The sequence below is a fragment of the Streptomyces sp. NPDC002018 genome, from assembly GCF_042890865.1.
In the GTDB taxonomy this organism is placed as follows: domain Bacteria; phylum Actinomycetota; class Actinomycetes; order Streptomycetales; family Streptomycetaceae; genus Streptomyces.
The window spans coordinates 700,420-721,991 of sequence record NZ_JBIASO010000001.1; the positions used below are offsets into that span (position 1 = coordinate 700,420).

The window sequence follows — 21,572 nt, forward strand, 5'->3', positions numbered from 1 at the left end:
GCAACGCCCGGCCCGCCTCAGGATTCCCCGGACCGTCGGACCACGGACCCGGCCCGGGCCCGGTCCGGACCCGAGCCGGGGCCCCGCCGGGACACGCTCACTCCTCTTCGAGCTCCTCGTCGAGCCGGAATCCCACCTTCAGCCCGACCTGGAAGTGCTCGATGTCGCCGTCCTCGATATGGCCGCGGACCTCCGTCACCTCGAACCAGTCGAGACCGCGCAGGGTCCGGGAGGCGCGGCCGATGCCGTTGCGGATCGCGTCGTCGATCCCCTCGTGGGACGTGCCGACGATCTCGGTGACCCGGTAGGTGTGGTGGGAGTGGTGGGACATGGGCTCGCTCTCCTCCTCGTGCGTGGTCGTACGTCGCGTCACGCCGCGTTCGTCCGCGCGCCCCGCGCCACGGGTGCCGCGGTGTCACTCCACCGTGCCCCACCACGCGGCGCTCCGCGAGGCGTCCGGCGCCGGCCGGTCCTCCGCGGCGGTGTCCAGCGACAGCCGGGAGACGATCCGGTAGCGGTCGCCCCGGTAGAGGGAGCGCACATACTCCACGGGCCGGCCCGAGACGTCCGAGGTGATCCGGTCGAAGAGCAGCGCGGGTGAGAGCACCGGCACCCCCAGCAGCTCCGCCTCGTCCTCGCTCAGCACGGTCGGCTCGATCGACTGCACGGCCTCGGTCAGGGTGATCCGCCGCTCCTCGCGCAGATACGTGTAGAAGCCGGACTCCATCCGTGCCGGGGTCAGCCCGGGAACCAGCTCGGCGGGGATGTGCAGATACTCCAGCGCGACGGCCCCGCCGTCCACGGACCGCAGCCGGGCCACATACACCACCTCGGCGGCCGGGGAGATCCCCAGCCTGCGTCCCACCCGGGCTCCCGCGCCCGCCGTACGGAACTCCAGCACCCGGGCCGACCACGCCCCCGGCGCGGGCGGCGCGGCGGCGGAGCGGTCCTCGGCGACCAGCTCCTGGGTGATCTTCGCGGGTGCGACGAACATGCCGCGGCCGTGCTCGCGGACCAGCAGTCCGGTGGCGACGAGTTCGTCCACGGCGGTCCGCAGGGTGGGCCGCGACACGCCCAGCTCGGCGCAGAGGGTGCGCTCGGAGGGGATCGCGTCGCCGGGCCGCCGCGCGTCGACCAGCCCGAGCAGATGCTCCCGCACCCGCTCCCGCTTGAGCACCGGATGGGGGGAACGGGGGTCGCGCACGGGCCCTCCCGGTGAGCCGTCGGAAGCTGCGGTCAGTATGCATCACCCGTCGTGGACGAGGTGATGATGCCGTCGTGGGCGAAGTCCCCCGGGGGGATGCCCGGGTGGTGGCCGTCGGGGCGGGGGTGGGGCGGCCGGGCGCCCAGGGCCAGCCGGGAGACGATCCGGTAGCGGTCGCCCCGGTAGAGGGAGTGGACGTACTCGACGGGGCGGCCCGAGGTGTCGAGGGTGAGGCGTTCGATGAGCAGGGCGGGGGAGAGGACCGGGACCCGCAGGACCGCGGCCTCGGACTCGCTGACCACCGTCGGTTCGATGGACTGGGTGGCCTCGTGCACGGAGAGCTGGTGACGCTCCCTCAGATGGTCGTACAGCTCGCCCGATTCGAGCTCCTGCGGGGTGAGCCCGGGGGCGAGTCCGGCGGGGATGTGGAGATGCTCGATGGCGATGGGCGAGCCGTCGACCAGCCGCAGCCGGGCGATGTAGATCAGCTCCGCGGCGGGGGAGACCCGCAGCTTGCGGCCGATCCTGGCGCCGGCCCGGAACGTGGTGCGCTCCAGGACGCGGCTGGACCAGGTGCCGGAGGCCCGGGGGACGACGAACGCCGTGTCCTCCGGGGTGAGTTCCTGGGTGATCTTCGCGGGTGCGACGAACATGCCGCGGCCGTGCTCGCGGACGAGCTGCCCGGTGGCGACGAGTTCGTCCACCGCGGTGCGCAGGGTGGGGCGTGAGACACCGAGTTCGGCGCAGAGGGCGCGCTCGGAGGGGATCGCGTCCCCGGCGCTGCCCGCCTCGATCAGGCCGAGCAGATACTCCCGTACGCGCTCACGCTTGAGTACGGCGCCCGACGAGCCGTTCCCCATGGGCATGACCTCTTCCGTCCCTGGTGCTTTCCGTCCCCGTGAGCCGACGGGGCAACTGGTAAACACAATCGTAACCAGTGACTGGCATGTTCGGTCCGGGCGGTATCTGTCCGAGCCTTATTTTCCGGGGGGTTGACGCCGACATTGGTCCATGCCACCTTCTGGGCACACACCTTACCAGTTGACCAATTGGTAAATCCCCTATCGAGGTGGCCCGTGAAGATCCGCTTCATCGCCGGTTCCGCAGCGCTCGCGGCGACCCTGGCCGTCACTGCGTGCGGCTCCTCCTCCGACAGCGCCGGCGGACCGGAGAAGCTCACAGTCTGGATCATGAAGGACAGCGTCACCGAGGACTTCCTCACCCGGTTCACCGAGGACTTCGAGCGGCGGCACCAGGACCTCTCCCTGGACATCCAGATCCAGGAGTGGGACGGCATCGGCGAGAAGGTCACCGCCGCCCTCGCCAGCACCGACGCCCCCGATGTCATCGAGGTCGGCAACACCCAGGTCGCCCAGTACGCGGCCAGCGGCGGGGTCAGGGATCTCACCGACCGTACGGAGGAGCTCTCCGGCGCGGACTGGCTGCCGGGGCTCGCGGAGCCGGGGAAGATCGACGGCAAGCAGTACGGCATCCCCTGGTACGCGGCCAACCGCGTCGTCCTGTACCACAAGGGCCACTTCGCCAAGGCCGGGATCGCCTCACCGCCCGCCACCCAGGACGCCTGGATCGAGGACACCGCGAAGCTCAACCGGGGCGACGTCCAGGGCATCTATCTGCCGGGCCAGAACTGGTACACCCTGGCGGGCTTCATCTGGGACGAGGGCGGCGATCTCGCCGCCCGGTCCGGCGACGGCTGGAAGGGCACCCTGGACACCCGCGAGGCGATCGCCGGAATGGACTTCTACCGGCGCCTCCAGGCCCTCGGGAAGGGACCCAAGGACTCCGACGAGGCCAAGCCCCCGCAGGCGGAGGTCTTCGCCCAGGGCGATGTCGCCCAGATCATCTCCGTACCCGGCGGAGCGAAGCTGATCGAGGAGACCAACCCCGCGCTGAAGGGGAAGATCGGCTTCTTCCCCGTGCCGGGAAAGGCCGTCGGCACGCCGGGCGCGGTCCTCACCGGCGGCTCCGATCTGATCGTCCCGGAGGCCTCCGCCCACCAGGACGGCGCCTATGAGGTGATCAAGGCGCTCGCGGGGGACACCTGGCAGACCGACATGGCGAGGACCATGAGCTATGTCCCCAACAGGACCTCGCTCGCGGGGGCCGTCCAGGACAGCGAGGGCACCGCCGCGATGGCCGCGGGCGCCGCACGGGGCCGGGCGACCCCCAACTCGCCGCAGTGGGCCGCCGTCGAGGCCACCAACCCGATCAAGCAGTACATGACCGCGGTGCTGACCGGAGCCGATCCCACGAAGGCCGCGAGGGAAGCGTCCGGCAGCATCACCAGGACGCTCGGCTCATGAGCGCGGACGCCGGGGCCCGCCGGGCCGCCGGGGCCGGCCGGATACCCAGGACCCTCTGGCCGTATCTGCTGATCGCGCCCACCGTGCTCGGCACCGCGTATCTGCTCGTCCACCCCCTCGTCCGCAATCTGGTCATCTCCTTCCAGACCTACGGAATGGGCGAACTCATCCGCGGCGGGGCCCCGTTCGCCGGACTCGCCAACTACCGGGAGATCCTGGCCGACGCCGTGTTCTGGGAGGTCGTACGGCGGACGTTCTGGTGGACCGCCGTCAATGTCGTCCTGATCATGGTGCTGGCCACGCTCGTCGCGCTGATGCTCCAGCATCTCGGCCGGCGGACGCGGCTGCTGGTGACGAGCGGTCTGGTGCTCGCCTGGGCGAGCCCGGTCATCGCCACCACCACGGTCTTCCAGTGGCTGTTCTCCTCCCGGCTCGGCGTGGTCAACTGGCTGCTCGTCCGGCTCGGATTCGAGTCGTACGAGAACTACTCCTGGTTCGCGGACGGCGGCGCCACCTTCGCCATCCTGGTCCTGCTCGTCGTCTGGCAGTCCGTGCCGTTCGCCGCGATCACCCTGCACGCCGCGCTGCTCACCGTCCCGGCGGAGCTGTACGAGTCGGCGCGGCTCGACGGCGCGGGCGCGGTCCGCATCTTCCGCTCCGTCACCCTGCCCCTGCTCCGGCCCCTCTTCGCCCTGGTGCTCTGTCTGGAGGTCATCTGGGTCTTCCGGTGCTTCGCCCAGATCTGGGCGATCAGCAAGGGCGGGCCCGGCGACGCGACCACCACGCTGCCTGTGTACGCGTACCGGATCGCCCAGTCCCTGCACCGCTACGACCTGGGAGCGGCGGTGTCCACCCTCACGGTGCTGCTGCTCGTCGCCGTACTGGTCGTCCACCTCCGTCAGATGTTCCGGCAGGAGGCCGAGCTGTGAGCCCCGTGGTGAGCGGGGCCGGGGGCGGCGCCGGCCGCCGTACCCGGATCCGGATCCGCCGCCTCCCGCTGAACGCCGCCGCGCTGCTGGTCTTCGTCCTCTCCGTCTTCCCCGTCTACTGGATGGTGCTGACCGCCTTCAAGCCGACCCGGGACATCCAGTCCGAGACGCCGCGGTTCCTGCCGGCGTCGGTCACCCTCGACCACTTCACCAAGGCCGTCGAGGCGGACGGATTCTGGCTCTTCTGGCGCAACAGCCTTCTCGTCACGGCCGGTTGCGTACTGCTCGCGCTGATCGTCGCCCTCGCCGCCGCGTTCGCCGTGGCCCGGCTGCGCTGGAAGGGCCGCAGGGGCTTCATCCTCATGGTCTTCATCGCGCAAGTGGCGCCCTGGGAAGCGCTGCTGATCCCGATGTACGTCATCTCCCGCGACACCGGAATGCTGGACCGGCTGTCGACGCTCACCCTGATCTACTTCATGATCACACTGCCCTTCACCATCGTGACCCTGCGCGGCTTCCTCACCGCGATCCCCGTCGAGCTGGAGGAGGCGGCCCAGGTCGACGGCTGCACCCGCGCGGTCGCCTTCCGCCGGATCACCCTGCCGCTGCTCGCCCCCGGGCTGCTCGCCACCTCGCTCTTCGGATTCATCACGGCCTGGAACGAGTTCGCCTTCGCCAACATGCTGATCATCAAGAACCAGGACGACCGCACCCTGCCCGTCTGGCTGTCCTCGTTCTCCAATGTCTTCGGCACCGACTGGGGCGCCACCATGGCCGCCTCCACTCTCTTCGCCCTGCCCGTTCTGGTGCTCTTCCTGGTCCTTCAGGGACGGGTCGCCTCCGGAATGACCAGCGGCGCCGTCAAGGGATAGGAGACCCACCCCCATGACCGCGGCCCACCGCGCCGGACTCCAGCTCGTTCCCCGGCCGTCCCATCTCACCCCGCTCCCGGGAAAGTTCGTCCTCGACGAACACACCGCGGTACGCGCGGCCCCCGGCGGCGCCGAGGACGCCGCCGCCCTGCTCCGTACGCTGCTCGCCCCCGCCACCGGACTGCCGCTCCCGCACGCCGGCGACGGCAGGATCGTGTTCGTCCTCGATCCGGCCCTCGGCGGACTGGGCGGCGAGGGGTACGGCCTGACCGTCGGCGCCGACGCCGTACTGCTGCGCGCCGGAGGCCGGGCGGGTCTGCTGCGCGGCGTCCAGACGATCCGTCAGCTCCTGCCCGCCCGTGCGCTGTCGGACGAACCGGCGCCCGGTACGGAATGGTCGCTGCCGTGCGTACAGATCACGGACGTACCGCGCTTCGCCTGGCGCGGCGCGATGCTCGATGTGGCCCGGCGCTTCCGGCCGGTCTCCTTCCTGCGCCGGTTCACCGATCTGCTCGCCCTGCACAAGCTCAATGTGCTGCACCTCCACCTCACCGACGACCAGGGCTGGCGGATGCCCGTCGCGGCGTACCCGAAGCTCACCGAGGTGGGCGGGGAACCGCACGGCGGCGCCTACACCCGCCAGGAACTGGCCGGTCTCGTCGCCCATGCCGCGGCCCGCGGGGTCACCGTCGTACCGGAGATCGAGATGCCCGGTCACGCGCGGGCCGCGCTCGCCGCGTACCCCGAACTCGGCAATGTGCCCTCGCGCCGGCTCACCGTGTGGGACCGCTGGGGCGTGTGCGAGAACGTGCTCGGCGTCCATGACCAGGTGCTCGACTTCTGCCGCACCGTACTGGACGAGGTCATGGACACCTTCCCCTCCCCGCATGTGCACATCGGCGGCGAGGAGTGCCCGACCACCGAGTGGGAGCGCTCGCCCGAGGCACACCGGCGGATCGCGGCCGAGGGGCTGTCCGGACCCGGGGCACTGCACGGCTGGTTCATGGGACGCGTCGGCGGCTTTCTCACCGCGCGCGGCCGGCGGCCCCTGGGCTGGACCGAGTCCGGCGGCGATCTGCCCGTCGGGTTCACCGCCGTGCCCTGGCGGGCCGCCGAACACGGGCTCACCGCCGCCCGCCGGGGCCAGGACGTGATCATGGCCCCGTACCGCTCCACCTATCTGGACTACCCGCAGAGCGACGGTCCCGGCGAGCCGCCCGGTCAGCCCGGCGGTGTGGTGTCCCTGCGGGACGTGTACGACCTGGAGCCCGTGCCCGCCGCCTGGGAACCGGACGCCGCCGCCCGTGTCCTGGGCACCCAGGCACAGCTCTGGAGCGAGTACGTGCCCACCGCGGCGCACGCCGAGTATCTGGCGTTCCCCCGGCTGTGCGCGCTCGCCGAGACCGCCTGGTCGCCGCACCGGGACTGGCCGGGCTTCCAGCGGCGGCTGATCCACCACCGAACCCGGCTCGACGCGCTCCGCGTGCCGGGCCGCCTCCCGCACCACTTCCCGCCCAGCCCCCCACCAGGAGAGGACAACGGTCGATGACCCCACGAGCGAGCACCGGTCGACGGACGAGCGCCACCCCACCGGAAGGCACCACCGGCCCCACGAGCGCCTCACCCGCCAGCACTTCACCCATGAGCGCCGCACCCGTCAGCGCCGCGCGCCGCGTACGCGGCGGCGCGGGGCTACGGACCGCCGTCGCCCTGGGCCTGGCGGCCGGACTCGGCTGCGCCGCGCTCACCGCGCTGCCGGCCGCCGCCGCCGACCCGTCGCTGAAGGTCCAGTACCGTCAGAGCTCCACCGGCTCCGACCAGGCCGAGCCCTGGTTCAAGGTGGTCAACACCTCGGGCTCCGCCGTCTCCCTCGGCACCGTCAAGGTCCGCTACTACTTCAAGGCCGACGCGGGCGCCTCGTACACCTTCGCCTGCTCCTGGGCGGTGAAGGGCTGCGCCAACATCACCGGCACCTTCGGCACCCTCGCCCGGCCGACCGCCACCGCGGACCGCTATCTGGAGATCGGCTTCACCGCAGGCGCGGGCTCCCTCGCCCCCGGCGCCGACACCGGCGATCTACAGCTCCGCTTCCACCGTTCCAACTGGGCCTCGCTCAACCAGAGCGACGACTACTCCTTCGGCGCCTCGCAGACCGCCTACGGCGACTGGACGAAGACCACCGCCACGGTGGGCGGCGCGCTCGTCTGGGGCACCGCCCCGGACGGCAACGACCCCGGCGGCCCCACCGACCCGCCGACCGACCCCCCGACCGACCCGCCCACCGGCGGGGCCGCGCTCTTCGACGACTTCAACTACACCTCGTACACCGATCCGGCGATCGGCTCCCACGGCTGGAGCGTGCGCGCGAACTCCGGCGGTCCCGGGGTGCCGGGCGCGGCCTGGGCGCCCGAGAACGTCACCTTCGCCAGGGAGGGGACCAACTCGGTCATGAATCTGGAGACCTCCACCGCAGGCACCGCCGGCACGACCGAGCAGACCGAGATCCTCACCCGGGCGACGAAGTTCCGCAACGGCACCTACGCGGCCCGGGTGCGGTTCTCCGACACCCCGAAGTCGGGCCCCGACGGCGACCGTCTCGTACAGACCTTCTTCACGATCAACGACCTCAAGGCCCCGATGGCGGACGACTACGCCGAGTACGACTTCGAGTACCTGCCCAACGGCGGCTGGGGCGAGCCCGCCAACATCCTCTACACCACCTCCTGGGAGACCTACCGCCCCGATCCCTGGGAGGCCGTCAACCAGCACTCCGAGTCCCGGACCAGCTACGCGGGCTGGCACGATCTCGTGGTCACCATCGACAACACCGCCATCACCTACTACGTCGACGGGCAGCACTTCGGCACCCACGACGCCCGCTATCTGCCCGAGCGGCCCATGTCGATCAACTTCAACCAGTGGCTGATCGACCTGGCCGGACAGACGAGCACCACCCCGCGCGCCTACGACCAGAAGGTCGACTACGTCCTGCACGTCAAGGACCAGGTGCTGACCCCGGCTCAGGTCGGCGCGAAGGTCAGCGCCTACCGGGCGGCGGGCACCACCTTCGAGGACACCGTGCCCGGCGTCCAGTGACGGGAACGGGCGCCGGTGCCGGGTGACGGACCGGGCCACCGGGGGAGCGGGCGCCGCCGGGCGCCCGCTCCCCTTTGTCCCCTTCCGGGACTTGACCCTCCCCTTGGTCCATACCAAAATCCCACACACCCGTGCGAACACTGTTCGCTCCCCCCACGTCGGGCTCCCTTTTCGTGCCGATACGCCAGAGGTTGACCTACGTGAAGAACCGCTGTCTCGCCTGTTCCGTGGCTCTTGTCTCCTCCGTCGCGCTCGGCGGCTGCGGAATGATGCCGGGCGGAGGCGGTGGCTCCACCACCGTCACCGTCTGGCTGATGAAGGACAGCGTCTCGGACGCCTTCCTCGACCGCTTCGTGAGCGACTACGAGGAGGAACACCCCTCCGTCGAACTGGACATCAAGATCCAGGAGTGGGGCGGCATCGGGGAGAAGGTGCTGACCGCGCTGGACGGCGAGGACGCCCCGGATGTCATCGAGGTCGGCAACACCCAGGTCGCCCAGTACGCGGAGAGCGGGAACCTGCGTGATCTGACCCTGGAGTCCGTACGGGACCTGGGCAGCCAGGACTGGCTGCCGGGTCTCGCCGAACCGGGCAGCATCAACGGCGCCCAGTTCGGCATCCCGTGGTACGCGGCCAACCGCGTCGTGATCTACAACAAGGACCTCTTCGCGCTCGCCGGGATCGAGGAGCCCCCCAAGACCCGTGAGGCCTGGCTCGCCGACACCGAGGAGCTGAACCGCGGCGGCGACCAGGGCATCTATCTCGCGGGCCAGGACTGGTACACCCTCGCCGGTTTCATCTGGGACGAGGGCGGCGAACTGGCCGTCGAGACGGGCGGCGACTGGCAGGGCACCGTCGACTCGCCCGCCGCCCTGCGGGGCATGGCCTTCTACAAGGACCTCCAGTCGCTGGGCGAGGGCCCCAAGAACTCCGACGAGGCCAAGCCCCCGCAGGCGGAGGTCTTCGCCAGGGGCGATGTCGCCCAGATCATCTCCACCCCCAGCTCGGCACGGCTCATCGAGGAGAAGAACCCGGAGCTGAAGGGCCGGCTCGGCTTCTTCCCGATACCGGGCAAGACGTCCGCCGAGCCGGGCCGCGTCTTCACCGGCGGCTCCGATCTGATCGTGCCGAAGAACTCCAGCCACCACTCGGCCGCCGTCGACGTCGTCAAGGCGCTCGCGGGCCGGGAGTGGCAGACGGAGCTGGCGAGAACCATGAGCTATGTGCCGAACAAGGTGACGCTCGCCGGAGTCATCCGCGGCGACGAGGGGACGGCCGCGATGGCCGAGGGCGCCGCCAGGGGCCGGGCCACCCCCAACTCCCCGCAGTGGGCGAGCGTCGAGGCGGACAACCCGATCAAGCCCTATATGACGGCCGTCCTGGAGGGCGAGGACCCGGCGGAGGCCGCGCGGGCGGCCTCCGAGCAGATCACCGCCGCGCTGGTCTCCGGCTGAACCGCGCGCGCTCCCGCACGGGCGCCGGGCGGCGGTGACGGTTTCCGCGCCGTACGGGGGTACCGGTACGTTACGGGGAAGGCCCACGCGCGCCACGGACCGGGGCACTCCCCGGCCCGCCCCGGTCCCGGCCATTCAACCGCCTCACATCCGCACTCCGCCGTGCGGTCATGTCAAATCCAGCCGGTCACGGAAGAAACAAGGTGCCGGACCCGCCGCGCGAGCGACGGACTCCGGCAGCCGCCTTCCCCACCGGCACAGGAGACAGCCATGTCCGCCATCGCACCAGCTCCGCTCACGACCGCTCCCGTCCCCGTCGGCGTCACCGCTCCCGCCGCCGCCGAGACGCGCTACGTGGTCTCCCTCGCCCGCGGCCAGGACGACGTACGGGCCGCGCAGCGACTGCGCCATCTCGTCTTCGCCGGAGAGCTGGGTGCCCGGCTCGACGGGCCCGAGCCCGGCCTCGACTCCGACGAGTTCGACGCGTACTGCGACCATCTGCTGGTACGCGAGGAGACCACCGGCGAGGTCGTCGGGACCTACCGCCTGCTGCCGCCCGACCGGGCCAGGGCCGCGGGACGGATCTACTCCGACAGCGAGTTCGACCTCTCCCGGCTGGCCCCGATCAGGGACGACCTGGTCGAGGTCGGCCGCTCCTGCGTCCACCCCCTGCACCGTACGGGCGGGGTCATCGCCCTGATCTGGGCCGGACTCGCCCGCTACATGACCACCACGGGCCACAACTGGCTGGCGGGCTGCTGCTCGGTCCCGCTCGCGGACGGCGGCGCCCTGGCGGCCGCCACCTGGAACACCGTGAAGAACAAGCACCTCGCGCCCGAGGAGTACTGGGTCACCCCGCACCGGCTCTGGACGCCGGCCGAGGCGGCCGCCTCGCCCGCCGCCTCGGCCGCCGAACTGCCGCCGCTGCTCCGCGGCTATCTGCGCCTCGGCGCCTGGGTGTGCGGCGCGCCCGCGCACGACCCGGACTTCGACTGCGCCGACCTCTATGTCCTGCTGTCGATGCGGCGCACCAACCCGCGCTATCTGCGGCACTTCCTCTCCCTCGTACCGTCGGCATGAGCGTCTGGCTGCCCACGGCGCCCTGCACCCCACGGGGCTGCGCGGCACACAACGGACCCGCCGTCGCCCCCGTCACCGCGGCCGGCCGGCTGCTGGCGGGGACCGCCCTCGTGCTGGCGGGGGTGCTGCTCACCCCGCTCGTCTCGCTGCTGGGCGCGGCCCACCGGGACCGGCTGACCCGGCTCTGGGCGCGGACGGTGATCCGGGCCTTCGGTCTGCGGATCCGGATCACGGGCGAACCCGCGCCCCCGCGCGGCGGCGGCACGCTGGTCGTCTCCAACCACATCTCCTGGCTGGACATACCGCTGCTCGCCGCCGTCTTTCCGGGGCGGATGCTGGCCAAGAGCGAGATACGGGGCTGGCCCGTCCTGGGCGCGATGGCGACCCAGGGCGGCACGGTCTTCGTGGAGCGCGAGCGGCTGCGGGCGCTGCCCGGCACCGTGCGGACGCTGGCCGACGCCCTGAGCGACGGCTCGCGGGTGATCGTCTTCCCCGAGGCCTGCACCTGGTGCGGCCAGGACCACGGCCGGTTCACCACGGCCGTCTTCCAGGCCGCGCTGGACGCGGACGCCGACGTCCGGCCCGTACGGCTCACCTACCGGGGCCCCGGCGGGGAGCCGTCCGGCGCGCCGGCCTATGTCGGGGACGACTCGCTCGGGGCCTCGCTGTGGCGGGTGGTGACGGCCGGCGGGCTGACGGCGGAGATCACGGTCCTGCCGGTGATCCCCGCCGGCCGCCACACCGGCCGCGGGACGCTGTCCGAGGCCGCTCAGACCGCCGTCGCGAGCGAGAGCGCGAACCGTCCCGCCTCATCGGTCCACCAGCGGGTCAGCTCCATCCCGGCGGCCGACAGCTCGGCCCGGACCCCCTCCTGACGGAACTTCGCCGACACCTCCGTCCGTACCTCCTCACCGGCCTCGAAGTGCACCACCAGATCCAGTTCGGGGATCTTCACGGTGAGGGCACGGCGGGCCCGCAGCCGCATCTCGATCCACTCGTGCCCGGCGTCCCAGAGCGCCACATGACCGAAGTCGCGCGGGTCGAAGTCCGCGCCCAGCTCACGGTCGATGACGGAGAGGACGTTCTTGTTGAACGCCGCCGTCACACCGGCCGCGTCGTCGTACGCCCTGACCAGTACGGACTCGTCCTTGACCAGATCCGTACCGAGCAGCAGCGCGTCACCCGGCGCCAGCAGGGCGCGGACCGAGGCGAGGAACAGCGCGCGCTCCGCGGGCAGCAGATTGCCGATCGTGCCGCCGAGGAACGCGACCAGCCGGGGACCGGGGGTCTCGGGCAGGGTCAGCCCGGCCGTGAAATCGGCGATCAGCGCGTGCACCCGGAGGCCGGGCCGCTCGGCGAGCAGCGACCGCGCGGCCCCGGTCAGCGCGCTCTCGCTGACATCGACCGGCACATAGAGCTGGAGCGCGGTCAGCTCGTCCAGCAGATGGCGCGTCTTGTCGGACGACCCCGACCCCAGCTCGACCAGGGTGCGTGCCCCGGTCTCCGCCGCGATCGCGGCCCCGCGCGCGAGCAGGATCTCCCGCTCGGCGCGGGTCGGATAGTACTCGGGCAGCCGGGTGATCTCCTCGAACAGGTCGCTGCCCCTGGCGTCGTAGAACCACTTGGGCGGAAGTGTCTTGGGGGTACGGGTCAGCCCCTGGAGCACATCGGCGCGCAGCGCGGCGCCGGTGGCGTCCTCGGGCAGGGTGCGGGTCAGTTCGAACGGGCTCACGCGGGTGGCTCCTTGAGGGGGGTGAGCAGAACATCGGCGCGGGTCGCCACCAGCAGGGTGCGGTCGGGGACCTCGCGCCAGCGCGGATCGTCGTCGTACGGCTCCGACGCCACCACGGTGCGGTCGCCGGGCCCGGTGAGGTACCAGAGGGTGTCGCCCCAGGCGGTCGCCGCGATGCTGACGCCGTCGGTGAGCAGCAGATTGAGCCGGGACGCGGGGGCGGCCGTGGCGACGTCGAGCACGGTGTCGGCCAGCGCCCCGCCCGGTTCGTCCCCGGCCCGCAGCCGGTGCAGCACCAGCGCCCACAGCAGCGCCGAGTCGCTGCCGGCCTGGAGGGAGAGCAGCTCCTCGGCGGGCAGGGCCGCGGCCTGCGCCGCGACACTGCCCGGCCAGCCGCCGACCGCTCCGTTGTGGCCGAACAGCCAGGGCCCCGCGGCGAACGGCGCCGCGGCGGCCTCGCCGTCGGCGCCCGCCAGCGTCGCGTCACGTACCGCGGCCAGCAGGGCGCCGCTGCGCACCACCCGTGCCAGATCGGTGAAGCCGAGATCGGCCCAGATGGGCAGGGCGCGCCGGTAGCGGCCCGGGACCGGATCGCCCTCGGCGTACCAGCCCACCCCGAAACCGTCGGCGTTGACGGTCCCGTACCGCTGGTGACGCGGCGCCCAGGACTGCCGGTGGAGCCCGTGGGGAGGTGTCAGAAGCACCTCACCGAGCGCCACCGGCGGTCCCAGATAAGCGATCTGACGGCACATCAGGATTCCTCGGGGAGGCCGGCCCGCGGCGCGGGGCCGGCCGTACGGGCGGTGCGGAAGCCGGAGAAGATCTGGCGCCGCACCGGCAGGTCCCAGTTGCGGAACGTGCCCCGGCAGGCGACCGGGTCCACCGCGAACGACCCGCCCCGCAGCACCTTGTGCGCGCTGCCGAAGAACACCTCCGAGTACTCGCGGTACGGGAAGGGGGCGAAGCCCGGATAGGGCAGGAAGTCGCTCGACGTCCACTCCCAGACATCACCGATCAACTGCCGTACGCCGAGCGGTGACGCGCCCCGCGGATAGCTGCCGGCGGGCGCCGGCTGAAGATGGCGCTGGCCGAGGTTGGCCCGGTCCGGGGTGGGCTCGTCGTCGCCCCAGGGATGACGCAGCGACCGGCCGGAGACGGGATCGTGGCGGGCGGCCTTCTCCCACTCCTCCTCGCTCGGCAGCCGCCGCCCCGCCCAGCGGGCGTACGCGTCGGCCTCGTACCAGCTCACATGGAGCACCGGCTCGTCCAGGGGGACCGGTTCCACCACCCCGAAGCGGCGGCGCAGCCACTGCCCGCCCTCACGCCGCCAGAACAGCGGGGCGCCGATGCCGTGTTCGCGGATCTGGGCCCACCCTTCCGGGGCCCACCAGCGTTCCTCCGTATAGCCGCCGTCCTCGATGAAGTGGAGGTAGGCGCCGTTGGTCACCGGGACGGTGTCGATGAAGAACGCGGGCACGAGCCGCTGATGGGCCGGCCGTTCGTTGTCCAGCGCCCAGGGCTCCGTGGAGGTGCCCATGGTGAAGGGCCCCGCGGGGACCAGGACTTCGGCGGGCAGGCCCGCCGTGCTCCCCGCGGGCGGCGGGGGCGCGGTCAGCGCGGCCGGGCCCCGGCGCAGCTGATGGGTGATGAGCATGGTCTCGTCGTGCTGCTGCTCGTGCTGGGCGATCATGCCGAAGGCGAAGGCAGCGTCCAGCAGCGGACCGCCGTGCAGCGGGGTGCGCTCGATGACGTCCAGCACCCGGCCCCGTACGTCCGACGCGTACGCCCGTGCCTCGGCGGGCGGCAGCAGCGGCAGCGTGGGCCGCGCCGAGCGCGGATGCTCGAAGGCGTCGTACACCGAGTCGATCTCGGGGCGGATCGCCGCGCGGCCCGCGACGGTCCGCAGCAGCCACTGCTCCTCCTGGTTGCCGATGTGCGCCAGATCCCACACCAGCGGGGACATCAGCGGGGAGTGCTGCGCGGTCAGATCGTGGTCGTCGACACACGAGGTCAGCAGCGCGGTACGGTCCCGGGCGGCCGTCAGGGCCTCGACGGCGCGGTGCCGCAGCCGTTCCGCCGGTATCCCGGCGGTTTCCGCGGAGTCGGTCATGTCCTGGGGTCCTTCCCGTTCAGAGAGGCGCGCAGCTCGTCGGCGGGGCACCGGCCGGGCACCACATAGCGGTCGTTGAAGGCGGCGACGGCCTTCCGCACGGCCGTGTCGGCGCCGATCCGCGGCAGCGCTTCCTGCGCGACGGCGAAACAGGTCATCGCGGCGAGATGCAGCTCGGGGTCGGCCAGGCCGTGCCGCGCGGCGTTGACCCAGAGCAGATTGCGCGGCGCGGGCAGCGAGCCCGCCGTCTCCGCGAGCGACTTGACGGTCCGGTAGGCCGTCTCCGACGCCTCCGGATCGTCGAACAGCGCGGTGGTGACCGCGAGCGGCACCATCCAGCCGTCGTCGCCCGGCTGCGCGTCGATCATCCGCAGCTCCAGATGGCCGCGCGGGCGCACGGGCGGGAACAGCGTCGTGAGGTGGTAGTCGAGATCGGCCCGGACCGGCGGACGCGGTGTCCCGGACCGGATCCACTCCCGGAAGGTCAGCCCCTCGGGCACGGCCCAGGGGCCCTCGGGCGCCCGGATGCACATCACCGGGGCGTCCAGGGCGTGCGCGGCCCAGCCTGCGCGCGGCTCGTGCCGCGCGGACGGCGCCGAGGTGCGGGCCGGGTCGAGCTGGGCCCACAGCGCCTGCCGGGTGGAGCGCCAGCCGGTCGGCCTGCGCTCGCGCATCGGGGAGTTCGCGAACGCGGCGACCAGCACCGCGCCCAGCAGATGGGCGAGCTGCCAGCGCCGGCTGTACCCCAGCGGACCCGGCTCCTCGTGGCCCGCGTCCAGACAGACCTGGATCGAGGCGGTGGTCCGCATCATGGCGCGGCCGGCCGGGCCGATCCGGTCGAGATAGGTCTCCATGGCGTCGTAGCGCGGCTCGCGCAACAGCCGGTCGGGAGAGTGCCAGGGGTCCTGGCCGAGACCCGCGAGAGCGAGTCCCGCCGTACGGAGCGCCGAGCGTACGACGGCCAGGTCCCGGTCGGTGGAGGCGATGCACTCCATCAGCGACGCGGCGGGCGCCGAGCTCAGTTCGAGCTGGCCGCCGGGTTCGAAGGTGAGCGCGGAGCTGAGGCGCAGGGCCCGCAGTCCGTCGAAGGCCTCCGCGAGCCGACGGGCCGGGACGGGTTGTTCGGGGGTGTGCAGGTCGTGCACGAGCCATTCCAGCTCCACGCCCACGGTGCGGGGCGGGCCGGTCTTGAAACAGATACCGCGTAGCAGATCCTCGGCGTCGTCCTCGCCGAGTACGGGTCCCTCGTCATGGAAACTGTCGGATGGCATGGCCGGATCCTCCTGTCGAAGACCAAGACCGAACTCCCTCTCCGGGTTCGGAGCGGAGCGCGCTTCGTCCAACCTAAAGCCCCTCTCACCGCTTCGCACAAGAGTGCCCCCAGGGTTGCCGTTTCGCCAGAAAAACGGTTGCCCCGGGGGAGATCGTTCACACACGATTCGCCGTATGAGCGCACGGCTGCGGGGCATCGCGAAAGAAACCGAGGAGATCGTCCGAACGGGGAAGTACCGTGCCCCGGACGGCCGTGACGTGGTGATTCGCCCCGCTGTCGACGCCGCGCTGGACGGAACGCGGATGTACGGCCCCGACCCCGTCGAGATCCCGGATCCGGGCGTCCGGGCGGCCGCCGGCGCGGCGGGCACGGCCGGTACGGCGGCTCTCGCGGCGCACCGGGCGACGGCCGTCGAGGTGACCGGCGAGAGCAGTCTCGAGGCCGCGGGACGGCTGACGGCGGCGGGAACGGGCGCGGTGGCCGTGCTCAACTTCTCGTCCGCCCGCAATCCCGGCGGCGGGTATCTCAACGGGGCGCAGGCCCAGGAGGAGGCGCTCTGCCGGGCCTCCGCCCTGTACACCACCCTGCTGCGCGTGCCCGAGTTCTACGCCCACCACCGCGCCGACCGCAGCCCCTTCTACAGCGACCGGGTGATCCACTCACCGGGTGTGCCGGTCTTCCGCGACGACCGGGGACGGCTGCTCGGCACGCCGTACCACGTGGGCTTTCTGACCTCCGCCGCACCGAACGCGGGCGTGATCGCCCAGCGGATCCCCGAGCGGGCCGACGGGATCGCGGCCGCGCTCGCCTCCCGCGCGGAGCGCGTGCTGGAGACGGCGGCGGAGCGCGGCTACCGGCGGCTGGTGCTGGGGGCCTGGGGCTGCGGTGTCTTCCGCAACGACCCGGCGACGGTCGCGGAGGCGTTCCACGCCCCGCTGACCGGGGGCGGAAGGTTCGCGGACCGCTTCGACGAGGTGGTCTTCGCGGTGCTGGACCGTACGGCGGGGGCGACGACGCTGGGGGCGTTCCGCCGGGCGTTCGCTTAGTACACGGGCACGGGCACGGGCTTCCCGGGCGGACGCCCAGGCCTCCCGGCGGTCGCCCACCGCGGGCTCCTGGCGGTCGCCCACCGCGGGCTTCCGGCGGACGTGCGGCCGTCAGCTCCAGTCGTAGCGCTCCCTGAGCCGGTTGACGACCAGATTGAACCGGCCGCGGTCCAGCGCGCAGGCCTCCCGTCGCATGCCCCGCTCGTGGACCCGCAGCACCCGGTCGACAGCGACCCAGGAGTCGCGGCCCGCGCGGTCCCACGGGCCCACCCCTATCGGCACCCACTCGCGGTCGCGGTCATGGCGCTTGCTGGAGAGCTGGACGGCCAGCAGCGTGCCCGCGGCCTCACGGGCGACCACCAGCACCGGGCGGTCCTTGCCGCGTCCGTCGTTCTCCTCGTAGGGCACCCAGGTCCAGACGATCTCGCCGGGGTCCGGGTCGCCGTCGTGCTCGGGGGCGTACGAGGTGCGGACCGGCCCCACGGCACGGGGGTCGGCCTCGGTGGTGGCGGTGGGGCCGGCACGGCCGGGCAGGTCGTCGCCGGTGGGGGAGATGCGCGTCATCCGCATGACGTTAGAACCCCGGCGGCGGGCTCCGGCGGGCGGGGGCCCGGTACCGCGCTCGGCGCTCCGGCTCCGGGCTCCGGCTCCAGGTTCCAGGCTTTGGAGGTTTCAGGCTCCGGCTCCGCTTCCGGCCCCCGGCGAACCGCCACGTGCGGGCGCTCCCGCGCACGCCTCCCGCGCACGCGGCTCAGGAAAGGGCGCCCCGTTCCTGGCAACCGCCGGACCTCGCCCCACGCGGTCTGGAAAGATACCGGGAGCGATGAGCCCGTTGCCCGAGCAGTCCGCCGAACACCCCGTCGAACGTCCGGTTCCCACCAGCGCCGATGTGGCGCGGCTGGCCGGCGTCTCCCGCGCCACCGTCTCGTACGTGCTCAACAACGCCACGGCCGTCCGGATCAGCGAGCCGACCCGCCGGAAGGTGCGCGACGCCGCCGAGCGACTGGGGTACGTGCCGCACGCGGCGGCCCGCAGTCTGCGCGCGGGACACACCGGGATCGTGCTGCTGCCTGCGGCCCATGTCCCCGTCGGGCCCCTCTACAGCGCCTTCTTCAATGAACTCCAGTGGGAGCTGCGGCGGCTCGGCTACACCGTGGTGCAGTACGGCAGTCTCGGCATGGACGGGGACGCGGCGGCCCGTGCCTGGGCCGAGCTGCGGCCCGTCGCCGTCATCTCGCTCGGCGAGATCGCCCTGACACCGCAGGGCGTGGACCTGCTCCGACGGTCCGGGGCGCGGGCCGTGATCACGCTCGGCCCCGACCGGGTCGCGGGCGCGCACGCGCTGGTCATGGACCAGCGTGAGATCGGCAGCCGGGCGGTGGCCCATCTCGTCGGACGCGGCTACGGCCGTATCGGTGTGGTGATGCCCGAGGAACCCGGCCTGGAGCTGTTCGCCGACCCGCGTCTCGCGGGGGCGCGGGCCGCCGCCGACGGCACCGGCGCCCGGATCACGCCGCTGCCGCTGGCGTACGAGGAGGAGTCGGCGGCGGCGCTCGCCGCCCGCTGGCGCGGGCTCGGTCTGGACGCCGTCTTCGCCTACAACGACGAGTACGCGATGCTCCTGATGCGGGCGCTCCAGGACGAGGGCATCGGCATCCCGGGGGAGACGGCCGTGATCGGCGCCGACGATCTGCTGCTCGGCAGACTGCTGCGCCCCCGGCTCTCCACGGTGCACATCGACATGGTGACGGGCCGGCGGCTGGCCGAACTCGTGCACCGGGTGGTCCGCGACCCGGACGGTGAGCCGGAGCGGCACGATCTGATGGGCGCGCGGGCCGTCCCCCGCGAGTCCACCTGAAACCGGGTCCCCAACCGGCTGGACCGCGTCCTCGACCGGCTGAAGCGGGTCCTCGGCTCCTCGGCCGGCGTCGGAACCGGGTCCTGTGCGGGCGCCGACGACATGCGGCGCCGCCGCGCGGTGGTTAGCGTCGCCGCATGAGCACCGTTCCGCAGCGCTTCGAGATCCTGCTGGTCGCCGAGTTCACCGAGGACGACGAAGGCCCGCCCACCGGGGCGACCGCCCTGCGCTCGGCCCTCGTCCAGGCGACCGGTGACACAGGAGCCTCCGGCTATCCGCGGTACGAGGGGAACGGCATGGAGGCGGACATCGACCCCGAGACGCTGACGGTCGAAGCCCTGCTGGTCGACGGCTCGGAACTGGACTACGGAATGTCGGTGCGCGTGGTCGCGGTGCCTGCCGTCTGAGGGGCCCCGGGCCGGCCCGCCGTTCCGGCCCCGTGCTCCGGCCCGGTACTCCGGTGGTGCGGTACTCCGGTGGTGGTGCGGTGCTCCGGCTCGGTACGGCGGCGGGACGCGTCGCCGCCAGGGCGCGTTACGCGCTCTCGGTGTCCTTCGCCTTCGCCTCGGCCTCCGCGACCGACTTGCGGACCTCGTCCATGTCCAGCGCGCGGGCCTGGCCGATCACATCCTCCAGCGCGGCCTCCGGCAGCGCGCCGGGCTGGGCGAACACCGCGACATTGTCGCGGACGATCATCAGCGTCGGGATCGAGCGGATGTCGAAGGCGGCGGCCAGCTCCTGCTGCGCCTCCGTGTCGACCTTGGCGAAGACGAGGTCCTCGTGGCGCTCGGAGGCCTTCTCGTACACCGGGGCGAACTGGCGGCACGGTCCGCACCAGGAGGCCCAGAAGTCGATCAGGATGAAGTCGTTCTCCGACACCGTCCGGTCGAAGTTGTCCTTGGTGAGTTCCACAGTGGCCATGGCCTGTTACCTCTTCCTGCTCTCCGGGGGGAAGCCGCCTGCGACAACCGTCCACCGCGTCGCGGTATTCCTTGGCCCATGCCCGAAGATCGTGTGGCCATGCGGCGATCGCCCGACCAGACTGACCCCATGACGGAAGAGACTGAGTACGACGTGGTGGTGCTGGGCGCGGGACCGGTCGGGGAGAACGTCGCCGACCGTGCCAGGGCCGCCGGACTGAGCACGGCGGTCGTGGAGAGCGAACTGGTCGGCGGCGAGTGTTCCTACTGGGCCTGTATGCCGAGCAAGGCGCTGCTGCGCCCGGTGCTCGCGCGCGCCGAGGCACGCAGGGTGCCGGGACTGCGCCAGGCCGTGGGCGGCCCCCTGGACGCGCCCGCGGTGCTCGCCCACCGCAATGAGTTCACCTCGAACTGGAAGGACGACGGCCAGGTCGCGTGGCTCGAAGGCGTGGGCGCCACCGTCGTACGCGGGCACGGCAGGCTGGACGGCGACAAGAGGGTGGTCGTCACCGGCCCCGACGGCGAGCGCCGCGTGCTGACCGCCCGCCATGCCGTCGCCGTGTCCGTCGGCACCCGTGCCGAACTGCCCGACCTGCCGGGACTCGCCGGTGCCAACCCCTGGACCAGCCGTGAGGCGACCAGCTCCCAGCATGTCCCGGGACGTCTGGTGGTCGTCGGCGGGGGAGTGGTGGGCGTCGAGATGGCCACCGCGTGGCGGGCGCTCGGCTCGGAGGTCACCCTGCTGGTGCGCGGCGGCGGTGTGCTGCCGAAGATGGAACCGTTCGCCGGTGAGCTGGTCGTCGAGGCGCTGACCGAAGCGGGCGCCACGGTCCGCACGGGGGCGTCCGTCGCCGCGGTGGAACGCGACGGCGGGACCGGTCCGGTGACCGTCGTGCTGGCGGACGGTGAGCGGATCGAGGCCGACGAGGTCCTCTTCGCCACCGGCCGGGCGCCGCGCACCGACGACATCGGGCTGGAGTCCGTGGGCCTCGAACCCGGCTCCTGGCTGACCGTGGACGACAGCTGTCTGGTCCGGGGGAGCGACTGGCTCTACGCGGTCGGCGATGTCAACCGCCGCGCCCTGCTGACCCATCAGGGCAAGTACCAGGCCCGTATCGCCGGCGCCGCCATCGCGGCCAGGGCCGCGGACGCGTCCGTACCGGTCTCCGAGCCCTGGGGCCCGTACGCCGCCACCGCCGACCACGGCGCCGTGCCGCAGGTCGTCTTCACCGACCCGGAGATCGGGGCGGTCGGCCTGACCCTCGCCGAGGCCGAGCGGGCGGGACACCGCGTCCGCGCGGTCGACTACGAGATCGGGAGTGTGTCCGGGGCGGCGCTCTACGGCGACGGCTACCACGGCCGCGCCCGCATGATCGTCGACCTCGACCGCGAGATCCTCCGTGGCGTCACCTTCGCCGGACCGGGCGTCGGTGAACTGCTCCACTCGGCCACCGTCGCGGTCGTCGGCGAGGTTCCGATCAGCCGTCTGTGGCACGCGGTTCCGTCCTATCCCACGATCAGCGAGGTGTGGCTGCGGCTGCTGGAGACCTACCGGGGCTGAGCGGCCGCGCGTCCCCGGAGGGGGAGATGAACGGCCCGCGTGGCCCGGACCGCGTGCGGGCGGACGCGGGGGCCGCCGGACGCGGACGCAGGGGCGCCCGCCGCCTGGACGGC

21 protein-coding genes are annotated in these 21,572 nt (G+C 72.5%); 12 read left to right on the plus strand and 9 right to left on the minus strand.

Annotation, left to right across the window (positions count from 1 at the left end; genetic code table 11):
• Positions 1 to 97: 97 nt before the first annotated feature.
• The 3 genes from ACFYYH_RS03065 to ACFYYH_RS03075 form a co-directional block, all read right to left on the minus strand.
• Complete coding sequence (locus ACFYYH_RS03065) at positions 98 to 331, minus strand: dodecin (protein WP_388545333.1); 234 nt, start codon at positions 329 to 331, stop codon at positions 98 to 100.
• Positions 332 to 415: 84 nt separating this feature from the next.
• Positions 416 to 1,204: a GntR family transcriptional regulator gene (locus tag ACFYYH_RS03070; protein ID WP_388545043.1), complete on the minus strand. Its 789-nt coding sequence runs from the start codon at positions 1,202 to 1,204 to the stop codon at positions 416 to 418.
• 32 nt (positions 1,205 to 1,236) lie between these two features.
• The gene (locus tag ACFYYH_RS03075; RefSeq protein WP_388545336.1) at positions 1,237 to 2,064 is read right to left on the minus strand and encodes a GntR family transcriptional regulator; all 828 of its coding nucleotides are present in this window, start codon (positions 2,062 to 2,064) and stop codon (positions 1,237 to 1,239) included.
• A 216-nt stretch (positions 2,065 to 2,280) separates the two neighbouring features.
• Between ACFYYH_RS03075 and ACFYYH_RS03080 the strand changes: the two genes are divergently transcribed.
• The 8 genes from ACFYYH_RS03080 to ACFYYH_RS03115 all read left to right on the plus strand — a co-directional run bounded on the left by ACFYYH_RS03080 (position 2,281) and on the right by ACFYYH_RS03115 (position 11,834).
• The gene (locus tag ACFYYH_RS03080; protein ID WP_388545046.1) at positions 2,281 to 3,528 is read left to right on the plus strand and encodes an extracellular solute-binding protein; all 1,248 of its coding nucleotides are present in this window, start codon (positions 2,281 to 2,283) and stop codon (positions 3,526 to 3,528) included.
• Positions 3,525 to 4,457, plus strand: coding sequence for a carbohydrate ABC transporter permease (locus ACFYYH_RS03085; protein WP_388545049.1), 933 nt, complete (start codon positions 3,525 to 3,527; stop codon positions 4,455 to 4,457). Before ACFYYH_RS03080 ends, ACFYYH_RS03085 begins: the two co-directional genes overlap by 4 nt.
• A 122-nt stretch (positions 4,458 to 4,579) precedes the next feature.
• On the plus strand, positions 4,580 to 5,329 hold the full coding sequence (locus ACFYYH_RS03090; RefSeq protein WP_388545339.1) for a carbohydrate ABC transporter permease: 750 nt from the start codon (positions 4,580 to 4,582) through the stop codon (positions 5,327 to 5,329).
• A 13-nt stretch (positions 5,330 to 5,342) separates the two neighbouring features.
• Complete coding sequence (locus ACFYYH_RS03095; RefSeq protein WP_388545052.1) at positions 5,343 to 6,878, plus strand: beta-N-acetylhexosaminidase; 1,536 nt, start codon at positions 5,343 to 5,345, stop codon at positions 6,876 to 6,878.
• A 92-nt stretch (positions 6,879 to 6,970) separates the two neighbouring features.
• Complete coding sequence (locus ACFYYH_RS03100; protein ID WP_388545054.1) at positions 6,971 to 8,425, plus strand: cellulose binding domain-containing protein; 1,455 nt, start codon at positions 6,971 to 6,973, stop codon at positions 8,423 to 8,425.
• A 200-nt stretch (positions 8,426 to 8,625) separates the two neighbouring features.
• Positions 8,626 to 9,879 carry an extracellular solute-binding protein gene (locus ACFYYH_RS03105; RefSeq protein ID WP_388545342.1) on the plus strand — a complete coding sequence of 418 codons (1,254 nt, stop codon included), beginning with the start codon at positions 8,626 to 8,628 and terminating at the stop codon, positions 9,877 to 9,879.
• Positions 9,880 to 10,149: 270 nt separating this feature from the next.
• The gene (locus tag ACFYYH_RS03110; RefSeq protein WP_388545057.1) at positions 10,150 to 10,959 is read left to right on the plus strand and encodes a GNAT family N-acetyltransferase; all 810 of its coding nucleotides are present in this window, start codon (positions 10,150 to 10,152) and stop codon (positions 10,957 to 10,959) included.
• Entirely contained in the window at positions 10,956 to 11,834 is an 879-nt protein-coding gene (locus ACFYYH_RS03115; RefSeq protein ID WP_388545060.1) for a lysophospholipid acyltransferase family protein, read from the plus strand. The genes ACFYYH_RS03110 and ACFYYH_RS03115 overlap by 4 nt, the downstream gene beginning before the upstream one ends.
• Here the strand turns inward: ACFYYH_RS03115 and egtD are convergent.
• Genes egtD through egtA form a run of 4 tightly spaced genes read right to left on the minus strand, consistent with a single transcriptional unit; the run spans position 11,729 to position 16,072 of the window.
• Positions 11,729 to 12,691: an L-histidine N(alpha)-methyltransferase gene (gene egtD, locus ACFYYH_RS03120; RefSeq protein WP_388545062.1), complete on the minus strand. Its 963-nt coding sequence runs from the start codon at positions 12,689 to 12,691 to the stop codon at positions 11,729 to 11,731. The two genes, ACFYYH_RS03115 and egtD, sit on opposite strands and share 106 nt — an antisense overlap.
• Positions 12,688 to 13,443: an ergothioneine biosynthesis protein EgtC gene (egtC, locus tag ACFYYH_RS03125; protein WP_388545065.1), complete on the minus strand. Its 756-nt coding sequence runs from the start codon at positions 13,441 to 13,443 to the stop codon at positions 12,688 to 12,690. Before egtC ends, egtD begins: the two co-directional genes overlap by 4 nt.
• Positions 13,443 to 14,801 (minus strand): ergothioneine biosynthesis protein EgtB, encoded by a 1,359-nt coding sequence (egtB, locus tag ACFYYH_RS03130; RefSeq protein ID WP_388545068.1) that lies wholly within the window; start codon positions 14,799 to 14,801, stop codon positions 13,443 to 13,445. Before egtB ends, egtC begins: the two co-directional genes overlap by 1 nt.
• Positions 14,798 to 16,072 carry an ergothioneine biosynthesis glutamate--cysteine ligase EgtA gene (egtA, locus tag ACFYYH_RS03135; protein ID WP_388545071.1) on the minus strand — a complete coding sequence of 425 codons (1,275 nt, stop codon included), beginning with the start codon at positions 16,070 to 16,072 and terminating at the stop codon, positions 14,798 to 14,800. The genes egtB and egtA overlap by 4 nt, the downstream gene beginning before the upstream one ends.
• A 175-nt stretch (positions 16,073 to 16,247) precedes the next feature.
• Between egtA and ACFYYH_RS03140 the strand changes: the two genes are divergently transcribed.
• A complete protein-coding gene (locus tag ACFYYH_RS03140) occupies positions 16,248 to 17,120 on the plus strand; it encodes a TIGR02452 family protein (protein ID WP_388545073.1) in 873 nt (290 codons plus the stop codon).
• A 111-nt stretch (positions 17,121 to 17,231) separates the two neighbouring features.
• Here ACFYYH_RS03140 and ACFYYH_RS03145 read toward each other — a convergent pair whose 3' ends face one another.
• Positions 17,232 to 17,684: a type II toxin-antitoxin system PemK/MazF family toxin gene (locus ACFYYH_RS03145; protein ID WP_388545075.1), complete on the minus strand. Its 453-nt coding sequence runs from the start codon at positions 17,682 to 17,684 to the stop codon at positions 17,232 to 17,234.
• 259 nt (positions 17,685 to 17,943) lie between these two features.
• Between ACFYYH_RS03145 and ACFYYH_RS03150 the strand changes: the two genes are divergently transcribed.
• Positions 17,944 to 18,978 carry a LacI family DNA-binding transcriptional regulator gene (locus ACFYYH_RS03150; protein WP_388545077.1) on the plus strand — a complete coding sequence of 345 codons (1,035 nt, stop codon included), beginning with the start codon at positions 17,944 to 17,946 and terminating at the stop codon, positions 18,976 to 18,978.
• A gap of 137 nt (positions 18,979 to 19,115) precedes the next feature.
• Complete coding sequence (locus tag ACFYYH_RS03155) at positions 19,116 to 19,385, plus strand: hypothetical protein (RefSeq protein WP_388545078.1); 270 nt, start codon at positions 19,116 to 19,118, stop codon at positions 19,383 to 19,385.
• 127 nt (positions 19,386 to 19,512) lie between these two features.
• Here ACFYYH_RS03155 and trxA read toward each other — a convergent pair whose 3' ends face one another.
• Positions 19,513 to 19,899 (minus strand): thioredoxin, encoded by a 387-nt coding sequence (gene trxA / locus ACFYYH_RS03160; protein ID WP_388545079.1) that lies wholly within the window; start codon positions 19,897 to 19,899, stop codon positions 19,513 to 19,515.
• A 129-nt stretch (positions 19,900 to 20,028) separates the two neighbouring features.
• Here trxA and ACFYYH_RS03165 point away from each other — a divergent pair, with 129 nt between their 5' ends.
• Positions 20,029 to 21,459 (plus strand): dihydrolipoyl dehydrogenase family protein, encoded by a 1,431-nt coding sequence (locus ACFYYH_RS03165; RefSeq protein ID WP_388545080.1) that lies wholly within the window; start codon positions 20,029 to 20,031, stop codon positions 21,457 to 21,459.
• Positions 21,460 to 21,572 lie beyond the last annotated feature (113 nt).